Annotated in this window: 19 protein-coding genes and 4 pseudogenes; 11 read left to right on the forward strand and 12 right to left on the reverse strand. The window is 64.2% G+C overall.

Features of this window, described 5'->3' with window-relative positions:
* Nucleotides 1–144: 144 nt before the first annotated feature.
* The 4 genes from E6W36_RS04000 to E6W36_RS04015 form a co-directional block, all read right to left on the reverse strand.
* Nucleotides 145–843 carry an ABC transporter ATP-binding protein gene (locus tag E6W36_RS04000; protein WP_222873825.1) on the reverse strand — a complete coding sequence of 233 codons (699 nt, stop codon included), beginning with the start codon at nt 841–843 and terminating at the stop codon, nt 145–147.
* Between the two features lie 82 nt (nt 844–925).
* Nucleotides 926–1678, reverse strand: a complete 753-nt coding sequence (locus tag E6W36_RS20295; protein ID WP_222873826.1) for an ABC transporter permease — start codon at nt 1676–1678, stop codon at nt 926–928.
* A 5-nt stretch (nt 1679–1683) separates the two neighbouring features.
* On the reverse strand, nt 1684–2085 hold the full coding sequence (locus E6W36_RS20300) for an ABC transporter permease (RefSeq protein WP_222873827.1): 402 nt from the start codon (nt 2083–2085) through the stop codon (nt 1684–1686).
* 125 nt (nt 2086–2210) lie between these two features.
* Nucleotides 2211–3074, reverse strand: a complete 864-nt coding sequence (locus tag E6W36_RS04015) for an efflux RND transporter periplasmic adaptor subunit (RefSeq protein WP_222873828.1) — start codon at nt 3072–3074, stop codon at nt 2211–2213.
* A 706-nt stretch (nt 3075–3780) separates the two neighbouring features.
* On the opposite strand from E6W36_RS04015, the gene E6W36_RS04020 reads away from it, so the two are divergent.
* The 9 genes and pseudogenes from E6W36_RS04020 (at nt 3781) to E6W36_RS04055 (ending at nt 12117) form a co-directional block, all read left to right on the forward strand.
* Complete coding sequence (locus tag E6W36_RS04020; protein ID WP_222873829.1) at nt 3781–4797, forward strand: substrate-binding domain-containing protein; 1017 nt, start codon at nt 3781–3783, stop codon at nt 4795–4797.
* Nucleotides 4798–5038: 241 nt separating this feature from the next.
* Nucleotides 5039–7056 (forward strand): annotated as a pseudogene (locus tag E6W36_RS04025) (glycoside hydrolase family 65 protein); the annotation flags it as partial.
* 45 nt (nt 7057–7101) lie between these two features.
* Nucleotides 7102–7296, forward strand: a complete 195-nt coding sequence (locus tag E6W36_RS17745; protein WP_246048251.1) for a glycosyl hydrolase family 65 domain-containing protein — start codon at nt 7102–7104, stop codon at nt 7294–7296.
* Nucleotides 7297–7343: 47 nt separating this feature from the next.
* Nucleotides 7344–8093, forward strand: a complete 750-nt coding sequence (gene pgmB, locus E6W36_RS04035; protein ID WP_222873831.1) for a beta-phosphoglucomutase — start codon at nt 7344–7346, stop codon at nt 8091–8093.
* A gap of 246 nt (nt 8094–8339) precedes the next feature.
* Nucleotides 8340–8594 (forward strand): Plug domain-containing protein, encoded by a 255-nt coding sequence (locus tag E6W36_RS04040; protein WP_222874391.1) that lies wholly within the window; start codon nt 8340–8342, stop codon nt 8592–8594.
* Nucleotides 8537–9880 (forward strand): TonB-dependent receptor domain-containing protein, encoded by a 1344-nt coding sequence (locus E6W36_RS21735; RefSeq protein WP_222873832.1) that lies wholly within the window; start codon nt 8537–8539, stop codon nt 9878–9880. Before E6W36_RS04040 ends, E6W36_RS21735 begins: the two co-directional genes overlap by 58 nt.
* On the forward strand, nt 9838–10473 hold the full coding sequence (locus E6W36_RS21740) for a TonB-dependent receptor domain-containing protein (RefSeq protein WP_342776841.1): 636 nt from the start codon (nt 9838–9840) through the stop codon (nt 10471–10473). Before E6W36_RS21735 ends, E6W36_RS21740 begins: the two co-directional genes overlap by 43 nt.
* A 412-nt stretch (nt 10474–10885) precedes the next feature.
* Nucleotides 10886–11248, forward strand: a complete 363-nt coding sequence (locus E6W36_RS17755) for a hypothetical protein (protein ID WP_246048104.1) — start codon at nt 10886–10888, stop codon at nt 11246–11248.
* Nucleotides 11134–12117: an MFS transporter gene (locus E6W36_RS04055; protein ID WP_246048105.1), complete on the forward strand. Its 984-nt coding sequence runs from the start codon at nt 11134–11136 to the stop codon at nt 12115–12117. Before E6W36_RS17755 ends, E6W36_RS04055 begins: the two co-directional genes overlap by 115 nt.
* A 52-nt stretch (nt 12118–12169) precedes the next feature.
* On the opposite strand, the gene E6W36_RS04060 is transcribed toward E6W36_RS04055, so the two are convergent.
* From E6W36_RS04060 to E6W36_RS04095, 8 genes and pseudogenes are all read right to left on the reverse strand, one after another.
* Complete coding sequence (locus tag E6W36_RS04060; protein WP_222873833.1) at nt 12170–12682, reverse strand: PEP-CTERM sorting domain-containing protein; 513 nt, start codon at nt 12680–12682, stop codon at nt 12170–12172.
* Nucleotides 12619–12837, reverse strand: a complete 219-nt coding sequence (locus E6W36_RS04065; RefSeq protein ID WP_222873834.1) for a hypothetical protein — start codon at nt 12835–12837, stop codon at nt 12619–12621. Before E6W36_RS04065 ends, E6W36_RS04060 begins: the two co-directional genes overlap by 64 nt.
* 372 nt (nt 12838–13209) lie before the next feature.
* Nucleotides 13210–13869: a PEP-CTERM sorting domain-containing protein gene (locus E6W36_RS04070; RefSeq protein ID WP_222873835.1), complete on the reverse strand. Its 660-nt coding sequence runs from the start codon at nt 13867–13869 to the stop codon at nt 13210–13212.
* 205 nt (nt 13870–14074) lie between these two features.
* Nucleotides 14075–14455, reverse strand: a complete 381-nt coding sequence (locus tag E6W36_RS22955; RefSeq protein WP_222873836.1) for a hypothetical protein — start codon at nt 14453–14455, stop codon at nt 14075–14077.
* Nucleotides 14434–15184: pseudogene (locus E6W36_RS04080) on the reverse strand (HesA/MoeB/ThiF family protein). The gene E6W36_RS22955 and the pseudogene E6W36_RS04080 overlap by 22 nt, the downstream one beginning before the upstream one ends.
* Nucleotides 15181–15623: pseudogene (gene dut, locus E6W36_RS04085) on the reverse strand (dUTP diphosphatase). The pseudogenes E6W36_RS04080 and dut overlap by 4 nt, the downstream one beginning before the upstream one ends.
* Nucleotides 15620–16825 carry a bifunctional phosphopantothenoylcysteine decarboxylase/phosphopantothenate--cysteine ligase CoaBC gene (gene coaBC / locus E6W36_RS04090; RefSeq protein ID WP_222873837.1) on the reverse strand — a complete coding sequence of 402 codons (1206 nt, stop codon included), beginning with the start codon at nt 16823–16825 and terminating at the stop codon, nt 15620–15622. The pseudogene dut and the gene coaBC overlap by 4 nt, the downstream one beginning before the upstream one ends.
* The gene (locus E6W36_RS04095; RefSeq protein WP_222873838.1) at nt 16825–17559 is read right to left on the reverse strand and encodes a class I SAM-dependent methyltransferase; all 735 of its coding nucleotides are present in this window, start codon (nt 17557–17559) and stop codon (nt 16825–16827) included. Before E6W36_RS04095 ends, coaBC begins: the two co-directional genes overlap by 1 nt.
* Before the next feature lie 1594 nt (nt 17560–19153).
* Here E6W36_RS04095 and E6W36_RS04100 point away from each other — a divergent pair.
* Nucleotides 19154–19516: pseudogene (locus E6W36_RS04100) on the forward strand (phosphatase PAP2 family protein); the annotation flags it as partial.
* An 84-nt stretch (nt 19517–19600) separates the two neighbouring features.
* Complete coding sequence (locus E6W36_RS04105) at nt 19601–20092, forward strand: hypothetical protein (RefSeq protein WP_222873839.1); 492 nt, start codon at nt 19601–19603, stop codon at nt 20090–20092.
* Nucleotides 20093–20159: the final 67 nt, after the last annotated feature.

Consider the following 20159-nt stretch of genomic DNA (forward strand, 5'->3'; position numbering starts at 1 on the left):
GCCCTTCGTCCAGCTCAGGGTGAGCGGCGCGTGTGCAACCGCGCGATGGCGTGTGGGTCAACCTAAAGTCATCAGGCTCTAAATTGTTGATAAGAGCCTGATTCACGCCCTCGGTTGAAGCACATATGCTTCAACCTCAACCGATCAGGCTCTAAGGCGGGATGCTTCAGTTGACCAAGCGCCATCGATCAGAGTGACCTGGCGGTCGGCGGCTTCTGCAAAATGGTGGTCGTGGGTCACGGCGATGATCGCCCGCTGCTGGCTGTGGCTGAGGTCGCGCAGGATGCCGCGCACGACGTCGCTGGACTTGCTGTCGAGGGCGCCGGTCGGCTCGTCGGTGAGGATCACCTTGGGGTCGTTGGCCAGCGCCCGAGCGATCGCCACCCGCTGGCGCTGACCTCCGGACAACTGGCTTGGGCGTTTGTGGCTGTGGGCGGCAAGGCCCAGGTCAGCCAGCAGCATGGCGGCGCGCTCGCGCTGCGCCGGTGCGGGCAGCGCGCCGAGCCGCCGCATCGGCAGCATCACATTCTCAAGCGCCGTGAACTCCAGCAGGAGAAAATGGAACTGGAACACGAAACCCAGTTGGGACAGGCGCGCCGCCGCCAGCGCATCCTCGCTCAGGCGCGCGGTATCCACGCCGTCGAGCAGCACGCAGCCGGACGTCGGGCGATCCAGCAGGCCAAGCAGATACAGCAGCGACGACTTGCCGGACCCGGAAGGCCCCATGATCACGACAAACTCGCCGGCCTCGATGTCGAGGGTGATGTCCCTTACCAGGGTGACCGGCGTTTCGCCCGGCAGAATTCGCGTCACGGCGCGCGACTGCAGCACGGGCTGCGCCATCAGATCGCACCCCGAAGAATGTCAACCGGCTGGACCTTGCCGCCCCGGCGTGCCGGCAGATAGGCGGCAAGCGTCGCCGAGATCATGGCGAAGCCCACGGCCATGGCGAACAGTTCCGGCCCCAGTAGATCGGCAGGGTGATGATGTCGCTCTCACCCGGTGGCTTGACCTGCACCAGCTCCAGCCCGCGCATCACGCCGATGCCGAGGATGATCCCCATCGCACTGCCGATCAGGCCCATGATGACGCCTTCGATCACGAACACGCGCCGGACGTCGGACGGTGTGAACCCGATGGATTTGAGGATGGCGATGTCGCGCGTCTTCTCGAACACCACTGTCGAGATGACGTTATAGATGCCGAATGAGGCCACGATCAGGATGGCACTGACCACCGTATACATGATGATATTGCGGACCAGCAGGACCGACTCGAGATCCTGGCTTGCTTCCTGCCAGCTTTCCGCCTTGTAGCCGATACGGTTTTCGATATCCCGGGCCACCAGCCGCGCTCTGTTCGCGTCATCGAGCTTGACGATGAAGGTGTTGGCGATGTTCGGTCGGTCGAACAGCGCCTGGGCGCGTTTCAGGACCGTGAACGACTGATCTTCGTCGTAATGGGCGTTGCCGGTCTTGAAGATACCGACGATCTTCAGGGTCTGCACCTGGCCAGTATTGGCAGCGATATTCAGGTTGTCGCCCATTCGCAGGCCGAGCTTCTGGACGAGACCGGCGCCGATCACGATGCCGTTCGGGTTGGCGTCGAGCGCGTCGAGCCCGCCGGCGACGAACTTCTCGTCAATGGTCGAGACGTCTTTCATGAGGTCGGGCACCACGCCGCTCAGCGATACTCCCTCTGCTGGCCGGCGAAGGTGAGGATGGCGCTGCCGGACAGCATCGGCGCGACCCGCACGCCCGGCGTTTTCGCGATTATCTCCAGCTTCTGCCGATACTGGCGGATGCCGCGCACTTCAGTCTTAGGCTTGACGCTGCGCAGATCGAGCGCGGCATCGGGATACGCCATGGCGGCCGGCTGCGCGGCGGCGTTGCGGAAATCGTCCGTCACGGTGATGTGCGGGCTGTTGTCGACCAGCCGCTTGTGGACATCCAGTTCCGAGCCCTGCATCAGCCCGGCGACCGCGATGAAGAAGGCGGCCCCGAGCGCGATGCCGATCAGTGAGACCAGGGTCTGCCGCAAGCGCGCCCGCAGATGGCTGACCGCGATATCCAGGATCACGCTCACAGCCGCGCGCTCCCTGGCCCGGCGCATCGGCAGCGCTCTGGTGCGGAGTCACTACCCGCACGCGTGCGCCCACCTTCAGATTGGGGTCGGCTGGCTCACCACCGTGTCTTCGGTGCCAAGGCCGCTCAACACCTGCACTTTGTCTGGCCCCGCGATGCCGAGCTTGACGTCGCGCTGCGCCAGGCGCCCCACCACCCAGACCTTGCCCCGACGACGGCATCCGCAGGGATCAGCAGCGCGTCTTCGACCTTGCGGATCAGGATGTTGGTGTCTGCGGTCATGCCGATCATCAGCGGCGTATCCTGCGGCAGGGCGATCCGCACGCGGTAGCTGCGCGCGATGTCGTCGCCCTTTGGCGTGACCTCCAGTACCCGCCCCTGCAGAACGCGGTCGGGAAAGGCGTCCGCACGGATCAGCACGGTCTGGCCCTTTCTCACCAGCGGAATGTCTTCTTCGTCCACCTCTGCGGTGACGCGCAGGCCGCCATCCTGCGCCAGGAAGAAGACCGGCTGGCTGGTTGGGATGAACTGGCCGATCTCGCCGTCGCGTCGCACGACTGTGCCGGATGTCGGCGCCGTCAGCGCCATGAACCTCACCTGCGCGCGCGCCTGCTGCTCGGCGGCGGCGGCGGCCTTCAGGTCGGATGCAGCCTGATCCATGCTGGATCGGGTCACCCAGCCCTGCTTCATCAGGGTAGCCGTGCGGTCATAGGTCTGCTGCGCCAGTTGTCGGCGCGCCTGGAGCTGCGCAACGGCTGCGCGCAGGTCGCTGTCATCGAGCTGAGCCAGCAACTGACCGGCCCGGACATGCGCGCCTTCATCCACCTTGAGGGCGACCAGATGGCCGGCAGCACGGGCGGCGACCGGGACCATGACCAGCGGCTCGACAGTGCCGGCGGCGTAGACCGCCTGAACGGCCTCGCCGACCCTCGGGTGGGCGGCAGGAACGAGCGCGGGCGCCGTGACGTGCCGCCAGAGAAAACCCCGCAACGCCGGCGACGACGATGGCGAGCGCCCAGGACATGAAGCTGCGCAAATGCATGATCCTCAAAGATACAATTCTAACGCGCGATGACATTGGATAGACTCTGATCTCCCTCCCGTCCACAGGAGGGAGAGACGGAGCACCGGGGTGGGCCGGGATCGACGCGGTGATGCGCCCACCCTGGCCTGTCGACCGCCTCACCCTCCCCGGAGGCAAGGGAGGCGTGAATCGACCTGATGCCATCTCGCTCTAACGTGCCAGGTGGCGGCTTTCCTCCGTGCGACGTCGGGCGCGATAGAGAAAAGCGCCAAAATCGCAGGCCGGCTGACCTGCACGCCGAAGGTCACACACCCCTTTCGCCGTGACTTTTGTGACTTTCCGGCACATAGACGCAGCTGCGCGGCCACCTTGCCAGACCCTATCCGTGCGCGCGGCGGGCGTCGTCAGCCGCCCGACGGCCCGTGTTGCGGCTATGGACAGGGCAGCCTTGACCTTTGGCAGTGCGGCCCTGAATGTACGCACGACTAGTGTCGTGGAATCGAAGTTCGCCACTCCGTGATATCGAACTCGTGCGCGAACTTCGATTCTGAAAACGACACGAGAAACAATATCTTGCGAGTGTCCTTCTCGAATCTGAAATCCAACCGCGCCTGATATGGGATGTAACGGATTTCAGACTCGGGACACTTGGGTGTAGGGGTTCAGTTTCGCATGCCGCCGCGACGCAAGAAATCGATCGCCACAGGGGACACCGGCCGCCCGACCATGGCGGACCTGGCAGCGCTGGCCGGCGTCTCCAAGATCACGATCTCGCGCGCCTTGCGCGGGTCCGAGGCCGTCCACCCGGAGACGCGCGAACGCATCAAGTCTCTGGCGCGGGAGCATGGCTACCGCCTGAACTTGAGCGCGCGCAATCTGCGCCTGCAGCGCAACGCCATGGTCGCCGTGGTCGTCGAGATGCAGCCGTCGGTCGAGCGGCCGATGTCGGAGCCCTATCCGCTGGCCCTGCTCGGCGGCATCTCGCAGGAACTCACCAGCGCCGAATACAGCATCCTGCTGATGGCCATGCACGAGCTGTCCCCGGAGCGCCTGCCGCCGGTCGACGGCGTGATCCTGCTCGGGCAGGGCGAAGCCGATGAGGCGACGGTGCGCATTCGGGAACTTGGCGTCCCCGTGGTGAGCTGGGGTGCGTTGCGTTCCGGGCACGGCTCACTGGTCGTCGGGTCGGACAATGCGCGCGGCGGCGAACTCGCAGCCGAGCGGCTGCTGTCGCTGGGGCGGCGGCGCGTGGTCTACCTTGGCAACACCCGGTTCGGCGAGATCGCTGACCGCTGCGACGGGCTGAAGGCGCGGCTCGAGGCGGGCGGCGCCACCCTGGTCGAATGCCTCGACGGCGGCTTCACCTTCCTGACCGGCGCCAACGCCATCCGCACCTTGCTCAGCGCCGGCACGCACCACTTCGACGGCATCTTCGCCTGCAGCGACCTGGTCGCCATGGGCGCGATCCGCGCGCTCACCGACGCCGGAGTTGATGTGCCCGGCGATGTCGCAGTCGTCGGGTTCGACGATACGCCCATGGCCAGCTACTTCGTCCCGGCGCTGACGACCATCCGGCAGGACTGGCACCACGGCGGCCTTCTGCTGGCACGCAAGCTGCTGAGCCTGGTTCAGGGCGAGGCCGCGCAGAGCGAGATCATGCCGGTCAATCTGATCGTGCGATCAAGCTAATCATCAGTAAAATATAGATTATATTCCTCAGTGTTGCGGATCGGCGACACTTGGGATGTCGTTGTCTGCGCAATGACATCGATATCTTGCTATCGATAGCAGACACCGATACCAATAATGCCAAGGCGAACGTCAGTCTCGCCGAACCAACGGACTTGGGGAAAAGGTCGTGAAGCCACGCGACGACGGACGCACCGGCGCATCGAACGGTCAGGCCGCACAGACAGCCGTATCCCGCGCGATGCATGTTGCCGCGGCGGCGCCAGGGCTGGCCGCCCTTGAGCGCTTCGAGACGGCGGACGGCTGGTCCCTGGTTCAGACGGCCTATTCCAGCGAGAACGCCGCGCAGGACGAAACGCTGTTCGCGCTCGCCAACGGCAGCCTCGGCGTGCGCGGTGCGCTTGAGGAAGCGCCCAGCCCCTCGGACGGCTGCTTCCATGCCGATGCGTTCGAACAATCGCCGATCCCGTATCACGAGCGTTTCACGGGCTATGCCGACCGGACCGACACCCGCGTCGGTGTCGCGCGCGGCCATGCGGTCGACATTCTGATCGATGGCAAGCCGCTCGCCGCCTATGGCGCGCGCATTGCTGAATTCTCGCGCACACTCGATCTGCGGGCGGGCCTGCTGCTGCGCCGCACGCTCTGGCAACTGACGGATGGTCGCCGGGTTGAAGTCGAGGCCGAGCGCCTCGTCAGCTTCGAGCGCCCCAGCACCCTCGCGCTGCGGTTCCGGGTGCGGCTCGTCGATTTCTCGGGCCATGTCTCCTTGCGCTCCGGGCTGCGTGCCGCCGCCGCAGCGGCGGAAGCCTCGAGTGATCCCCGCATCAATGCGCGCAAGTCTTCCGGCCTGCCGATCGTCCACGTCGCCCGGGCCGAGGCGGCATCCGGGCTTGTGCAAAGCGTGCGCGACGGCGCAGCCCTGGTTGGCGTCGCGCAAGCGCATCGGGTCGGGAATAGCGTGGTCGTCGAGACGGACGGGGCGGCGGACGTTTTCTCCGCAGACTTGAGCCCAGGCGGCGCGATCGACCTGGAAAAGTTCGTCGCCTATGTCGTGGAAGAAGGCGCAGCGCAGCAGGACGTTTTAAGCCAGGCCTGCGCGTTGGCCGGTTCGGCGCAGCGCGAGGGGTTTCAGGCGCTCGCCAAGGCCCAGCATGCAGCGTTCGCGCACTTCTGGGACGCCGCGCAATTGGACATTGCGGACGAGCCGGCGCTCGCATTCGCCATCCGCTTCAACCTGTTCCACATCTTTCAGTCGACCGGTCGCGTGCCAGGGCACAGCACAGCCGCCAAGGGCCTGACCGGCGAAGGCTACGAAGGCCATTATTTCTGGGATACCGAGGCCTATATCCTGCCGGTGCTGGCGCTCACCGCGCCCGAGCTTGCGCGCACCATGCTGCGCTATCGGATCGAGAAGCTGGACCGCGCCCGCGCCCACGCGCGCGGCATGGGGCACCGCACAGGCGCGCTGTTCCCCTGGCGCACCATCGCCGGCGACGAGTGCTCGGCGCACTACCCGACCGGATCGGCGCAGTACCACATCAACGCCGCCATCGCCTTTGCGCTGGAGCTTTATGTCGATGCCTCGGGCGACACGAGCCTGCTCGATCAGGGCGGTGCCGAACTGCTGTTCGAGACCGCACGCATCTGGCTGCAAGTCGGGCATTTCAACCCCGCGCGCGGCGGCGGCTTCACCATCCATGAAGTAACAGGGCCGGATGAATACACCGGCCTGGTGAACAACAACTGCTACACCAACAAGATGGCGCGCCGGCATCTGCGCCAGGCCAGCAATCTTGCACGGCAGTGGGCGCAAACCCGCCCGCAGGCGTTCGCGTCCCTGGCATCCCGGATCGGTCTGTCACACGAAGAGGTCGAGACCTGGCGTCGTGCCGCAGACGCCATGGTCATCCCTACGAGACCGCGCGCAGGCTGACCGCTCAGGACGACGAGTTCCTCGACAAGCCGGTGTGGGATTTCGCCAATACGCCGGCAAGCCATTATCCGCTTCTGCTGCACTATCACCCGCTCACCCTGTTCCGGCATCAGCTGTGCAAGCAGGGTGACGTGGTTCTGGCGCATGTCCTGTGCGGCGAGGATGTGAGCCTTGCCCAGAAAACCCGCGATCTCACCTATTACAGCGCGGTCACGGCGCACGACTCGACCCTGTCGTCTTCGACTTTTGCCATCCTGTCGATGGAAGCGGGGGCGGAAGACGCGGCGCTATCCTATTTGCGCCAGACTGCATTCGTGGATTTGAACGACCTGCACGGCAACGCCAGCCATGGCGCGCACATGGCCGCGATGGCCGGCAGTTGGCTGGCGCTGGTGTGGGGCCTTGGCGGATTCCGGCCGTCCGGCGCTGGGCTGTCATTGGCGCCGCGCTGCCCTGCCGCCTGGTCCGGATTTCGCTTTCGCCTGCAATGGCGCGCAAGCCTGATCGAGGTCGAGGCAACCCCGCAAAGAGCCGCTACCGCCTCGTCTCCGGGCCTGCCTTGACCGTGCTGCATCATGGACGACCGGTCACCCTCGAGCATGAGCTTGTCTTGCCAGCCACTGTGCGGGCACCCGCACCGGACATCGAAGCCGTGATCTTCGACCTCGACGGCGTGCTGACGGATACCGCCGAGGCGCATTTCCGCGCCTGGAATCGGCTTGCGTCAGAACTGGGCGTGCCGTTCGACGCCGTCTTCAACGAGCAATTGAAAGGCGTGGACCGGGCGGGGTCGCTGGCGCTGATTCTCGCGCGCGGCGGACTCGATCTTCCCGAAGATGAACGCGAAGCGCTGATGGCGCGCAAGAACGGCTATTACCTTGAAGAAATTGCTGATTTCAGCCCGGATCACCTTTTTCCCGGCGCACGCGCTGTGCTGCAAGCCTGTCGCGTCAATGGATTGAGGGTCGGGCTTGCGTCGGCAAGCCGCAATGCGCCGCTGCTGCTGCGCCGCCTCGGGATTGCGGACCTGTTCGACTTTGTGGCCGATGCCGGCGCCGTCGCGCGGTCCAAACCGGCGCCCGATATTTTCCTGGCGGCGGCGGCCGGATTGGGTGTCGTGCCGGAGGCATGCCTGGGCGTCGAGGACTCCCGGCCGGCCTGGCCGCCATTCAGGCAGCCGGGATGCGCGCGATCGGTATCGGCGACCCGACAACCCTTGAAGCGGCGCAGGCCGTGTTTGCGAATATCGCCGCGTTTCACATCGCTGACTGGCTGGACGGAATCCCTCCCGTCCCCGCTGACCAACGAGGCGAGCCCTGAGGGGAACAGAAGTACACAACGGAGGATAGAAACATGCTGAAAAGCACTACACGCCTGCTGCTTTCGGGGCTTGCCTGTGCCTGGCGCACACCAGCTACGCCCAGGTAGCGCCTGCAGCGGACCAGGCTCAGGCAGAGCAGGACAATGGCCTGCTGGAGCTTGACACCATCGTCGTCACCGGCCGCGCCGGCGGCGCGGGCATTCGCAAGCTCGATGCATCCTACGCCCTGACGACCCTGAATTCTGACGCAATCGAAAATATTCGCCCAAGAGCACCGCCGACCTACTGAAGACGGTACCGGGCGTTTCGGTTGAGACCTCGGGCGGCCAGAACGGCGCGAACATCTTCGTGCGCGGCTTCCCGGCGGCGGCGATGCCCAGTTCGTCACCTTCCAGATCGAAGGTGCGCCGGTCTTCCCGCCGCCCACCCTGTCGTTCCTGGAAAACTCCCAGCTCGTGCGCTTCGATGAAACGGTTGAGCGCGTGGAAGCGGTCCGCGGCGGCCCGGCGCAGGTGTTCTCGAACGGCCAGGTTGGCCTGACGGTCAACGTCATCGAGAAGAAGGGCGGCGACGAATTCGCCGGCAAGGCCAAGATCAGCTTCACCGATTTCGGCGAGCGCCGGTTCGACGGCTTCGTCAGCGGTCCGATCAGCGAAAACACGACCTTCGCGTTCGGCGGTTTCTACCGGGCATCGGATGGTCTGCGCGATGCGCAGTTCACGGCGGAAGAAGGCGGACAGATCAGCGGCAACATCGAACACAAGTTCGAGCGCGGCAAGGTGCTGTTCACCGCCCGCTACCTGAACGACCACGGTGCCTGGCTGCTGCCGATCCCGGTGGTCACGGACGGCTCGAATATCTCAGAGTTCGACGGCTTCCCGCTGGGCACCGGCACCTTCAACAGCAATGAAACCCGCCTCACCATCCTGAACGATGGCACGCAGGTCGACCAGAGCCAGGGCCGCGGCGCCAACGTCACCCAGCTCGGCTTGAACTTCGATTACGACCTGACCGACTCCTTGAGCTTCACCAACAAGGCAGGATATCTCAAAGGTTCGGCCAATACCCGTGGCCTGGTGCCGAACGCACCGCCCACCACTGCTGGCGCCATTGCCGCGGGCTTCGGGAGCACGGTCGGTGCGCTGACCTACCGCTCCGACGGTGCCGCAGCAGCAGCCGATACGCCGGTGATCGAAGTTGGCGCCTGGCGGGTCGACAAAGACATCGAGTCCTTCACCAACGAAACGACGCTCAGCTACAAGGCGGGTGGCCATACGGTGAGCGCGGGTGTCTATTTCGCCGACTTCTCGTCGCGCGATAAATGGAACCTGGGCAACTTCCTGCTGCTTGAAGCGCAGAACAACCCGCGCGTGCTCAACCTCACGCTGGCGGACGGCCGCCCGGTCACCCGCGACGGCCTGACCCGCGGCTCGTTCTTCAACGTCAACGCCGACTATGACGGCACCGACTGGGCCTTCTACCTGGCGGACGAGTGGCAGGTCACCGATCAGCTTCGCGTCGACGCCGGCATCCGCTGGCAGCGCCACAAGATTGACGCCACCCTGGAAAACAATGACTTCGGCGTCGATACCGACAATGACCCCGACACGCTCTACAACAATGGCGACGCGGTCCTGAACGGCACGTTCAGCACCATCGACTATGCGGCAGACGCCCCTTCCTGGACCGTCGGCGCGAACTACGCACTCACCGACGACCTCGGGGTTTTGCCCGCTACAGCCGCGGCAACAGCTTCCCGCAGTTCGATGATCTGCGGGATGGGATCGACATTGTCGCGCGCATCGATACGGTCGAGGCGGGCGTGAAATACTCGACCCGCCAGATCGCAATCTTCGCAACGGCATTCTACAATGACTTCGACGGGCTGGGGAACACGCAGATCCTCGATGGCGCGCCGATCCGCAATATCGGCGGTGCGCGCACGTACGGCCTCGAGTTCGAAGGGCAGGTGCGCCCGATCCAGCCGCTGTCCATCGGGGCGAACGTCACGTACCTGAACGCCGAATACCGTGACTTCTTCGTGAACAACGGGACGATCGACGCGTCCGGCAACCGCGTCCAGCGCCAGCCGCGCTGGCAGGTCCGCGGCTACTGGACCTACGATCAGGACCTTGGCTTCGCCCAGGCCAGCCTGTTCGGATCGGTAACCTGGCTCGGCGACCGCTTCGAGGATCAGCAGAACCTTCAGCCCCTGCCGTCCTACACCAAGCTCGATCTGGGCCTGAGCGTCGATGTCGGCGATCACTTCACCTTCCAGGTGACCGGCGACAACCTGACCGACTCTCATGGTCTGACCGAAGGCAACCCGCGCCTGCTCGGAGGCCAGGGCAGCGGTGTGATCCTGGCCCGCCCGATTCTGGGACGTTCGGTGTCGTTCAGCGCCGCCTATAAGTTCTAGGCTGGCGGCCATAGCGGGCCGGATGAACAACCTCCTGAAAGCTCACAACGAGAGCGTGATGACTTCAGGTGGAATCGTCATTGCGAGGAGCTGCAAGGCGACGCGGCAATCCAGAGTTCTTTGTTTTGGACTATGGATCGCCATCCCGGCTTTCGCCGGGACAGGCTCAGCTTTGCTGCCTCGCGATGACGCGTGGTTCATCCTATAGTTACTATGCTCTAACTTTAAATCTGCACCAGCCCGATGGCATGCACAGCAGATTTAAAGTCCGAAGTTGCTCTGTATACTTTTGAGTCTAAGGCATCTTTTCCCCTTGAATGCGACACTGTGCCGGGTCCCAGCCCTGGGTCGCATTCAAGGGAGATGCTTTAGTCTGGTATCGCCGGCCCTTTTCTTTGCGGGAGAATAGCCAATGGCCAAGGCGCGCATCGTGCTGGCGTTGATCCTGTCCTACATGCTGTTCGCGATGTTGCTGAACAGCGTCGGCACCGTCATCCTGCAGTCCATCGAGACCTTCTACATCAGCAAGTCGCACGCCTCGATCCTTGAGGCGTTCAAAGACCTCACGATCGCCGGGGTTTCGTTCCTGGTGGCCTCGTTCCTGCCGAGGCTCGGGTTCCGGCGTGCCATCATGCTGGGGCTTGGGCTGGTCGCGCTGGCGTGTGTCGCCATGCCGCTCGCCCCGGCTTCGGGACGACCCAGACCCTGTTCGCAGCGATCGGGGCGGCGTTCGCCCTGGTCAAGGTCTCGGTGTATTCCAGTATTGGCCTGTTGACCGATGGGCCGCGCGCGCATGCAAGCCTGACCAACACCATCGAAGGCCTGTTCATGGTCGGGGTGCTGTCCAGCTACTGGCTGTTCAGCGCCTTCATCAATCCGCTGAACCCCGCCGATCCGGTGTGGCTGGATGTCTATTGGGTGCTGGCTGGCCTGAGCGTGATCGTGCTGCTCCTGCTTGCGGTCAGCCCACTCGACGAGAGCAAGGCGCAATTCTCCGCCAAGGCGCCGCTCATGGAAATGCCGCGTGTGATGATCGGCCTGATCGTGCGCCCGCTGGTGCTGGTGTTCCTGGCCAGCGCCTTTCTCTATGTGCTCATGGAACAGGGCATTGGCACCTGGCTGCCGACTTTCAATCGGGAAGTGCTGCATCTGCCGTCCGCCATGAGCATCCAGGCGGCCAGCATTTTCGCGGGTTCTCTGGCGCTGGGTCGCCTGGCTGCAGGGATTGTACTGCGCCGCCTCGCCTGGTTCCCAGTGCTCGCGGGATGCATCGTCGCCATGGCGGCGCTTGTGCTCGCCACGCTGCCGTTGACGCACGGCCTCAGCGTGCGGTCCGACACCAACTGGCTGAATGCGCCGTTGGCGGCCTATATCTTTCCCCTGATCGGCCTGTTTCTCGCGCCGATCTACCCCGCTATCAACTCAGCGATCCTCTCGGCGCTGCCCAAGACCTACCATGCGGCGATGACCGGGCTGATCGTGGTGTTTTCCGCTCTTGGCGGCACGACCGGTTCGCTGATTACAGGAACGGTGTTCCAGATGCTGGGCGGCCAGACCGCCTTCTATCTGACGCTGATCCCCATGGCGCTGCTGATGCTCACGCTCTGGCAACTCTCCAGACTGTCTGCGCGGCCTGCGGCATAAAAGGGCCGCCGGTAAAACCGACGACCCTCCCTCGCGTGTGAAACTGTTGTTGTCAGGCGCGCTTGCGGCGGCTCGCCAGACCCAGGCCCAGCAGGCCAGCGCCGAGCAGCAGGATCGAGCCGGGTTCCGGCGCCTGGATACCGACGATCTTCAGGCCGAAATCATAGCCGTTGCCGCCATTCACCTTCAGCGACAAGGTGCCGCCACCCGTGAGGGCATCAAGCTGCGCCTTGGTCAACGGGATGTCGAACGGGGTCGGCGTGTCGATCGCTGGTACCACAACCGGGCCGATAGAGAAGTTACCACCACCGACGAAATCGATCGCGAAGGTCGTGTCGACTGCATTGGCTGGATTGTTTGCCTCGAAAATCAGCGACAAGGTGCCGACCGTGAAGTCTTCAAAGCCACCAACCGCACCGAGCGTGTAGGTGATATCGATGGCGGCGCTGACGCGGCTGGAGTTTGCGACATCCAGAAAATCGCCATTGGATGTGACGGTGGTCAGCTGGCCGGGAAGGTCCGAACCGACGGTGTTGACCGAGATCGTCCGCAGGCCGCCGGCCACGGCGATGGGCGCACCGAGGTCGTCGCAACGCCATCGGCGACGTCCGTCACCGATTGGATCACCGCGAAATCGTCGATGGTGAAGAGAGCGGCATGAGCCGGGGCAGCAGCCAGCGCGGCGCCTGCAAAAGCCAATGCAGTGGTAAATTTCAGCATTTTATCCTCACTCGCGAAACAATCTTGCTGTTTACTAGGCAAATGGCGTGCCAAGCTGGAATTCCCCACCGCTGCACTGCCTTTGGCGGTTAACGGTGAAAAGAAAAATCCATGAATGTTAAATTAATCGACACTTTTATCGTCAATAACGCATCTGTTTCAAGTTAAAAGATCAATTAACCAAAAATGTTACGAGGGTGAAAACAATGCGGACGAACATTCCGATTTGACACGCCAGAGCCTGGTCGGTTGAGGTGGAAAGCATGATTGCTTCAACCAATGGCGTGAATCAGGCCCTTCTCAAGCCATGGTCTCGCACAGGCAAAAGAACCCCGCCGAAGCGGGGCTCTTCTTGAGTAAGGTAGGTTAGGCTTAGGCGCGCTTGCGGCGGCTCGCCAGACCCAGGCCCAGCAGGCCAGCGCCGAGCAGCAGAACCGAACCCGGTTCCGGGGCCGACACGGTGATGCTGTCCAGACCGAAGTCGTAGCCGTTGCCACCGGTGAAGGTGACCTTGAAGTCGCCACCGGCCGTGAGCGCCGCCAGTTCAGCCTGGTTCAGCACGATGTCCAGGGTCGGCGTTCCCGGCGGGATCGCCGGAATGTTGAACGGGCCGAAGCTGCCGATCGTGATCTGCGCGGACAGCGTGGTCGGAACCTGGTTTGCCGGGTTGTTGCTGTCGAACACGAAGCTCAGGGTGCCGGCGGTGAAGGTGTCGAAGCCAGCGATCGGCGCCAGATTGTAGGTCAGTTCGATCACCGAGCTGACCAGCGACGAGTTGGCGACGTCGAAGAAGGCGCCGTTGACAGTGGCAGAGGCGTTCTGGCCAAGAGCGTTCGAACCCGAGGCATCGACCGAGATGGTGCGATTGCCGAGGGCCGACACCGTGGCGCCGCCGCCGGCGACATCAACGATCGGGCCTTGAACGGTGGTGAAATCGTCGATGGTGAAAACTGCGGCCTGAGCAGCCGAGGTAAGTACGGTGGCGGCCAGAAGGCCGGCGCCCGCGCGCAGCAGAGCGGCAAACTTGGTCATGATCGGTTCCTTTCCTCAAAAGAAATTCAACGCGCAACTTTTTTCAAGGTTTATTACGCAAAGCTCGTGCCAGAGTCCAAGCTCACTGAAAAGCCGTAACATTTTCCATTAACCACGTCTGTTTCGCGGGCGGTATGTCAAGATTCTCGACGAATCCGACCGTCCGTAGAACGCAAATTCGCGCGCAGTTGCGCTGCCGGCAATCTCAAAATGGCACAATCTCGGCACCTGGTTGCACCTGAAACAATCCAAGCAAACCGCCGGTTGTTACGAACCCGTGCAATGCCGACGACGGTGTACAGGTTGCGTGCAATCCGCTTTCGCACGCCATGAATGTAACGCCGAGTTCCTGCGTGCTGAAAAGCAGCTCAGGCACGGTCGCACAGCCACGCGCAGCGAGCGTCTCGTCCTCAGGCCAGCACGCGTCTTGCCGCAAAACCGTCACCGACGCTCCGTGGGCGAAGACGATGACGGTCCGGCCAAGCGCTGCGAGAGCGCACGCCAGACTGAGGGCGGCAAGCACGCGGGCATGCCGGTTCTCGCTCAGGATGATCGCGACCGGCCTCACTGGCGGCACGCCGGGCAATGCGGATCCTGGCCAAGGTTAGGGTCCGGCAACGCATGTCGAGTGCATCGAAGATCATCAGCCTGCCGGCCAGTCCAACGCCAAAGCCGACGATTTCCCGCACGACCTCAAGCGCCTGCATACTGCCGACGATGCCGGCCAGCGCGCCGATCACGCCGACATCCGCACATGTGCCCTCAACGCGAGACGGGTGCTGCGGTACATAACATCGATAGCACGGCGCATCGGGCAGATGGCCGCGGAAGGTGGCGATCTGCCCCTCGAAGCTGCCGATCGCTGCTGAGACCAGCGGCTTCCCCAAAGCGAGACAGGCGTCACCGACGGCATGCCGGGTGGCAAAGCTGTCCGACCCGTCGGCCACGACATCGTAATTCCGGATCAGCGCCTGCGCGTTCTCCGCGGTCAGGCGGACGGCAAGCGGTTCGATCGTCACCCCGGGTTGAGCCGGGCGAGCGCGCGGGCGGCGGACTCTGCCTTGAGCGTTCCCACATCCGGCGTGCCGTGCAGAACCTGGCGCTGGAGGTTCGAGAGCTCGACGACATCGTCGTCGACGATGCCGATCGCGCCGATCCCGGCTGCGGCAAGATACTGTAGGCAGGCCGATCCCAGGCCACCGGCGCCGACAACCAGAACCCGCGCCTTGAGAAGCGCCGCCTGGCCGCGCCCTCCAACCTCCCGCAGGACAATATGCCGGGCGTAGCGCTGAAGCTGGTCGTCAGTGAGCGTCACGCGCCAGTGGAGCCAAAGCCGCCGCTGCCCCGCGCCGTCTCGGGCAGGGCTGCCGCGATGCGCCACTCGGCCTGGGTCACGGGTGCGACGACAAGCTGCGCGATGCGCATGCCGCGCGTCAGAGTCACCGGCTGGTCGCCCCAGTTGATGAGCAGCACCTTGATTTCGCCGCGATAATCGCTGTCGATCGTGCCCGGCGCATTCACGACGCCGATGCCGTGCTTGAACGCAAGGCCGGAACGGCCGCGCACCTGCGCTTCAAAGCCATGGGGCAGCGCTATCGTGAGGCCGGTCGGCACGGCGGCGCGGGCCGCGCCAGCACCATGTCCTGCTCCAGCGCAGCCAGCAGGTCCATGCCGGCAGCGCCAGCGGTTTCGTAGGCGGGCAACGGCAGGCCGGCGGCGTGCGGCAACGGCACGACAGGGATTTCAGCGGTCATGGATTCGGACTTCCTGTCAAATTCTCGGCGATCCGCAGAGCTAGGCGGGCCGCAACATCCGCTTTAGGCAGCTCCGGCCAGCTTTCGACGCCTGTCGCCGTGACCAGATGGACCTGATTGCGCGCGCCGCCCATGGCCTCGCCGGTGACATCGTTGGCGACAATCCAGTCGCAGCCCTTGCGGGCGCGCTTGGCGACGGCGTAGTCCAGCACTTCATGGGTCTCGGCGGCAAAACCGATGACGAGCTGCGGCCGGCCTGTCTGCCGCTGGGCGAGCCCTGCCAGGATATCCGGGTTTTCGATCAACGTCAGGGACGGCATCTCGCCATCCTGTTTCTTCAGCTTCTGCCCGGCGGCTGCCACCCGCCAGTCCGCGACCGCGGCAACGCAGACCGCCACGTCGCACGGCAGCGCCGCGTTGCAGGCGGCCTCCATCTCCAGCGCCGTCTCGACGTCGACGCGGTCGACACCCGGAGGTGGCGCCAGCGCCGTGGGACCGCTGACCAGGGTCACCCGCGCGCCGAGCGCCGCCAGCGCCCCGGCGATCGCATAGCCCTGCTTGCCGCTTGAATGATTGGACAGAAAGCGCACCGGATCGATCGGCTCCCGGGTCGGCCCCGCCGTGACCAGCACATGCTTGCCGGCCAGCGGCCGCGACGCCGGGCCGAACGCGGCGACGATCGCAGCGAGAATGGCTTCAGTCGTCGGCAGCCGGCCGGGGCCGAATTCGCCGCACGCCATCGGCCCCTCGTCCGGTGCCATGACCAGCGCGCCGTCTGCACGCAGTTGCGCCACGTTGCGCTGTGTCGCCGGATGCAGCCACATGCGCACGTTCATGGCCGGCGCGACCAGGACGCGCTTGTCGGTCGCCAGCAGGACGGTCGAGGCGAGGTCGTCCGCCTGCCCGTTCGCCATGCGCGCAATCAAGTCGGCGGTCGCCGGGCACACGACGATCAGGTCCGCCTGACGCGAGAGCTGGATGTGGCCGATCTCGGTCTCGTTCTTCAGGTCAAACAATTCCGTGTAAACCGGCTGTTCGCAGAGGGCCGCGACCGACAAGGGCGTCACGAACTGCTGCCCGCCCGCGGTTATCAGGCCGGTCACTGTCGCGCCGCGCTCCCGCAGCCGCCGGATCAGATCGAGCGCCTTGAACGCAGCGATGCCACCGCCGATCACCAGAAGAATGCGCTTGCCGGAGAGCATCAGGATTTCCAGCCGGAATGTATGACGACAAGTCCGCCGAGCAGCGGCTGCGCGCGCACCTGCCCGAAGCCGGCGTCGCGGATCATGGCGCTGAAGGCGTCCTGATCCGGAAAGCGTTCGATCGACTCGACCAGATATTTGTAGGAGGCCCGGTCCCGCGCGATCAGCGCGCCTGCGCCGGGCACCACACGGCGCGAATAGCCTCGGTAGATATCGGCGACAAGCGGCAAGGAAATCTGAGAAAACTCAAGGCAATAGAACCGCCCACCGAATTTCAGGACCCGGTGGATCGCGCGCAGGGCCGCAGGAATATCCGTCACGTTGCGAATACCGAACGCAATGGTGACCGCATCGAATGCGCTGTCGGCGAACGGCGTCAATGTCTCAGCATTCGCCTCGACCCAGCGCAGGTGATCGAGCCCGCGCCGCGCTGCGCGTTCGCGCCCGACCGCCAGCATGTCGGGGTTGATGTCGCTGACGACGACCTCCGCGCCGCTGCGGGCCATACGAAAAGCGATGTCGCCGGTCCCACCTGCCAGATCGAGGATCGACTCGCCGGCGCGCGGCAGCACCCGGCCGACGAACAGGTCCTTCCACAGCCGATGCTGCCCGAACGACATCACATCGTTCATGATGTCGTAGCGGCGGGCGACGCTTCGGAATACCGCGCCGACGCGCTCAGTCTTCTCGTGCGGCGCAATATCTTCGAAGCCGAAGGGAACTGTCTTGCTCATGCCCCTGCTCTAAGCTGCCCTGTCGCGCCGGGCAATGCGCAAGCGAAGACAAAGCGATGATGCGGCGCACGGGAGTGAAGGGCGAAGACCAACCGCACGACACGCGAGTAAACAAGACAGTTTTTACTATAGCGAAAGTATTAACCATAAACTACCCAAAAATAAAACTTTTAAGACGGTCTTGCGACGAACGGTTCATCGTATTACAGAATACCCCGCGGTAGGGAATCTTGGCCACACAAGGAAAAATGTGCGCGCTACATAGGGTGTGTAGCGCCGAGGGGCATTTTACTCGTTTCCACCTTGAAATGACCGCGATAGAGGAGGAGAATATCATGAAGAAAGTAAGTGCAATACTTTTGGCGACCGCAGTCGCCATTCCGGCTGTTTCCGTCGCCCCGGCATTTGCGCACGACAAACGCGTGCCAACCTACGTCGGTGAGGCGTCGAAAACCCAGTTGTTCCGGGGCATCCTGAAGCGTCTTCACGAAAAGAACGAGCGCCGGCGCGCCAGCGACACGCGCGAGCGACTGCTGATGTGGCACGACATCGCCCTGGACAGCGTGGCGATCACCCACACGCCGGTCGACGAGAACGGCAACCCGGCATCGACCTTCGGTGACCAGATCGGCCCGGGCCGTACCAGCCGCGCGCTGGCGATCGTGGAAGTGGCGGTGTTCGACGCCGTGAACGCGTTCGACCGCAAGTACGACGGCTACAAGTACAACGGCCGCGCCCAAGGCAACGCCTCGATGGACGCCGCCATCGCGCAAGCCGCGCACGACGCGCTCGTCGTGCTGTACCCGACCCAGAAGTCGCAACTCGACCGACTGCTGAGCACCGATCTCGGCCAGATCAAGGCCAACCGGCGCGCCATCGACAATGGCCGTGAGGTCGGCGCGGCGGCCGCCAAGGCGATCCTTGATGCGCGCTTCGCCCCCAATCGCGTCGCCAACGACGGCGCACAGTTCCCGGACGTCAACTTCGGCGCTGGCGGCGCGGTCGCGACCGGCTCCGCCAACTATTTCGGCGACTCGGTTAACGGCGGCGTGATCGCCAACTTCCAGTGGCAGCCGGATCCGCTGACCCCGGCGGCAGACGGTTCGGGCACGCCGGAGCAACTCTCGATCGGCGCTTACCATGGCGCCGTGAAGACCTTCGTGCTGAACGCCGGCAACCAGTTCCGCCTGCCGCCGCCGCCGGCACAAGACAGCGCGGAGTTCGTTGCGGGCTACAACGAAGTGCGCGCCCTCGGCGGCTCGCCGGACAATGTCAACAGCCCGAGCACCTCGACTCCGGCGACCCGCTTCATCGGCAACTACTGGGGTTACGACGCAGCGCCGCTGCTCGGCACGCCGCCGCGCCTGTACAACCAGATTGCTGTCAAACTGGCCAACCAGAACGGTATCCGGGATGTCGTGAAGCTCGCGCGTTACCTGGCGCTGACCAACCTCGCGCATGCTGACTCCGGCATCGCGGCCTGGGACAGCAAATGGTATTATAACTATGCGCGCCCGGTAACCGGCATTGCCGAAGGCCCGCAGCCGCGAACGCCGCAACGCCGGCAGACCCGACCTGGCAACCGGTCGGCGTTTCGGTCATCAACACCACCCTGCCGATCCGCGCCACGCCGCCGTTCCCGGCCTACCCGTCGGGCCATGCGACCTTCGGCGCGTCGACCTTCGAAGTCGCGCGGGCGTTCTTTGGCAACAACACGGCCTTCACCTTCGTCTCGGACGAGTACAATGGCGAGGGTTCTGATCCGCTGAACAACAACCAGCCGCGTCCGCTGGTTCCGGTTCGGTTCCGCACCTTGCAACAGGCGCAGGAGTCGAATGGCATCAGCCGCATCTACAACGGCGTGCACTGGCAGTGGGATAACATCGGCGGTCAGGCTCTCGGCGTCCAGATCGGACAGTGGGTGCTGAACCACGCCCTGCAGCGCAAAGACGACTAACCCTGGACTCGTCCGGGCTTGACTTGAACAGACTGGGCTGCGCCATACCCATGGTGCAGCCCGTATTTTTCGGATGGAACCAAGATGAGACGCACCCCACTCCTGCTCGTCGCGCTGCTGATCGGCTGCGCCGGGCACCAGCCGGCGGCCACGTCGACGGCTGCGGCACCCAGCATTCCAGGCCAGGCGCCGGAACGCCCCGGCGCACTGAAGGCGGAACTGGAACAGCCGCCGTTCACGCGTGACGCCGTGTTGAAGCTCAATGCGATCGTGGCGCGCGCCAAAACGGAACTCGACAGCTACGATGCGAAGGCGTCCGGCTTTCGCGCCGCAGTCACCGCAGCCCGTTCGGCTCCAGACGATAAGGCCTTGAGGGCAAAGGCGGACGCCGTAAGGTCGGAACTGGCGGGCATGCAGCGCCGCGCCCATGAGGCTCTGCGCGACATGAAGGCCGCCGAGGCCGAAGTGCGCACCAGCGGCGACTATTACAACGACGTCATCCTGTCCGCGATGGTCTACTTCGTCGAACAGGCCGACAAGGAATTGACGGAAGCAGTCAACCGCCTGTCATCCTGATCGTAAACACCGTTGTGCAGCTCGGCCTTGGCAGCGCGGCGGGGTTCCCGCTATCAGAGCGCGAACA

Source organism: Hankyongella ginsenosidimutans, assembly GCF_005144965.1.
Classification (GTDB): Bacteria; Pseudomonadota; Alphaproteobacteria; order Sphingomonadales; family Sphingomonadaceae; genus Hankyongella; species Hankyongella ginsenosidimutans.

Excerpts from the sequence above, each read along its gene's own strand:
- E6W36_RS04065 (WP_222873834.1), bottom strand. The coding sequence starts at position 12,837 with ATGCTGAAATTTACCACTGCATTGGCTTTTGCAGGCGCCGCGCTGGCT.
- E6W36_RS04020 (WP_222873829.1), top strand. The coding sequence starts at position 3,781 with ATGCCGCCGCGACGCAAGAAATCGATCGCCACAGGGGACACCGGCCGC.
- coaBC (WP_222873837.1), bottom strand. The coding sequence starts at position 16,825 with ATGCTCTCCGGCAAGCGCATTCTTCTGGTGATCGGCGGTGGCATCGCT.
- E6W36_RS04105 (WP_222873839.1), top strand. The coding sequence starts at position 19,601 with ATGAGACGCACCCCACTCCTGCTCGTCGCGCTGCTGATCGGCTGCGCC.
- E6W36_RS04070 (WP_222873835.1), bottom strand. The coding sequence starts at position 13,869 with ATGACCAAGTTTGCCGCTCTGCTGCGCGCGGGCGCCGGCCTTCTGGCC.
- E6W36_RS17755 (WP_246048104.1), top strand. The coding sequence starts at position 10,886 with ATGGCCAAGGCGCGCATCGTGCTGGCGTTGATCCTGTCCTACATGCTG.
- E6W36_RS17745 (WP_246048251.1), top strand. The coding sequence starts at position 7,102 with ATGGCCGGCAGTTGGCTGGCGCTGGTGTGGGGCCTTGGCGGATTCCGG.
- E6W36_RS04095 (WP_222873838.1), bottom strand. The coding sequence starts at position 17,559 with ATGAGCAAGACAGTTCCCTTCGGCTTCGAAGATATTGCGCCGCACGAG.
- E6W36_RS04000 (WP_222873825.1), bottom strand. The coding sequence starts at position 843 with ATGGCGCAGCCCGTGCTGCAGTCGCGCGCCGTGACGCGAATTCTGCCG.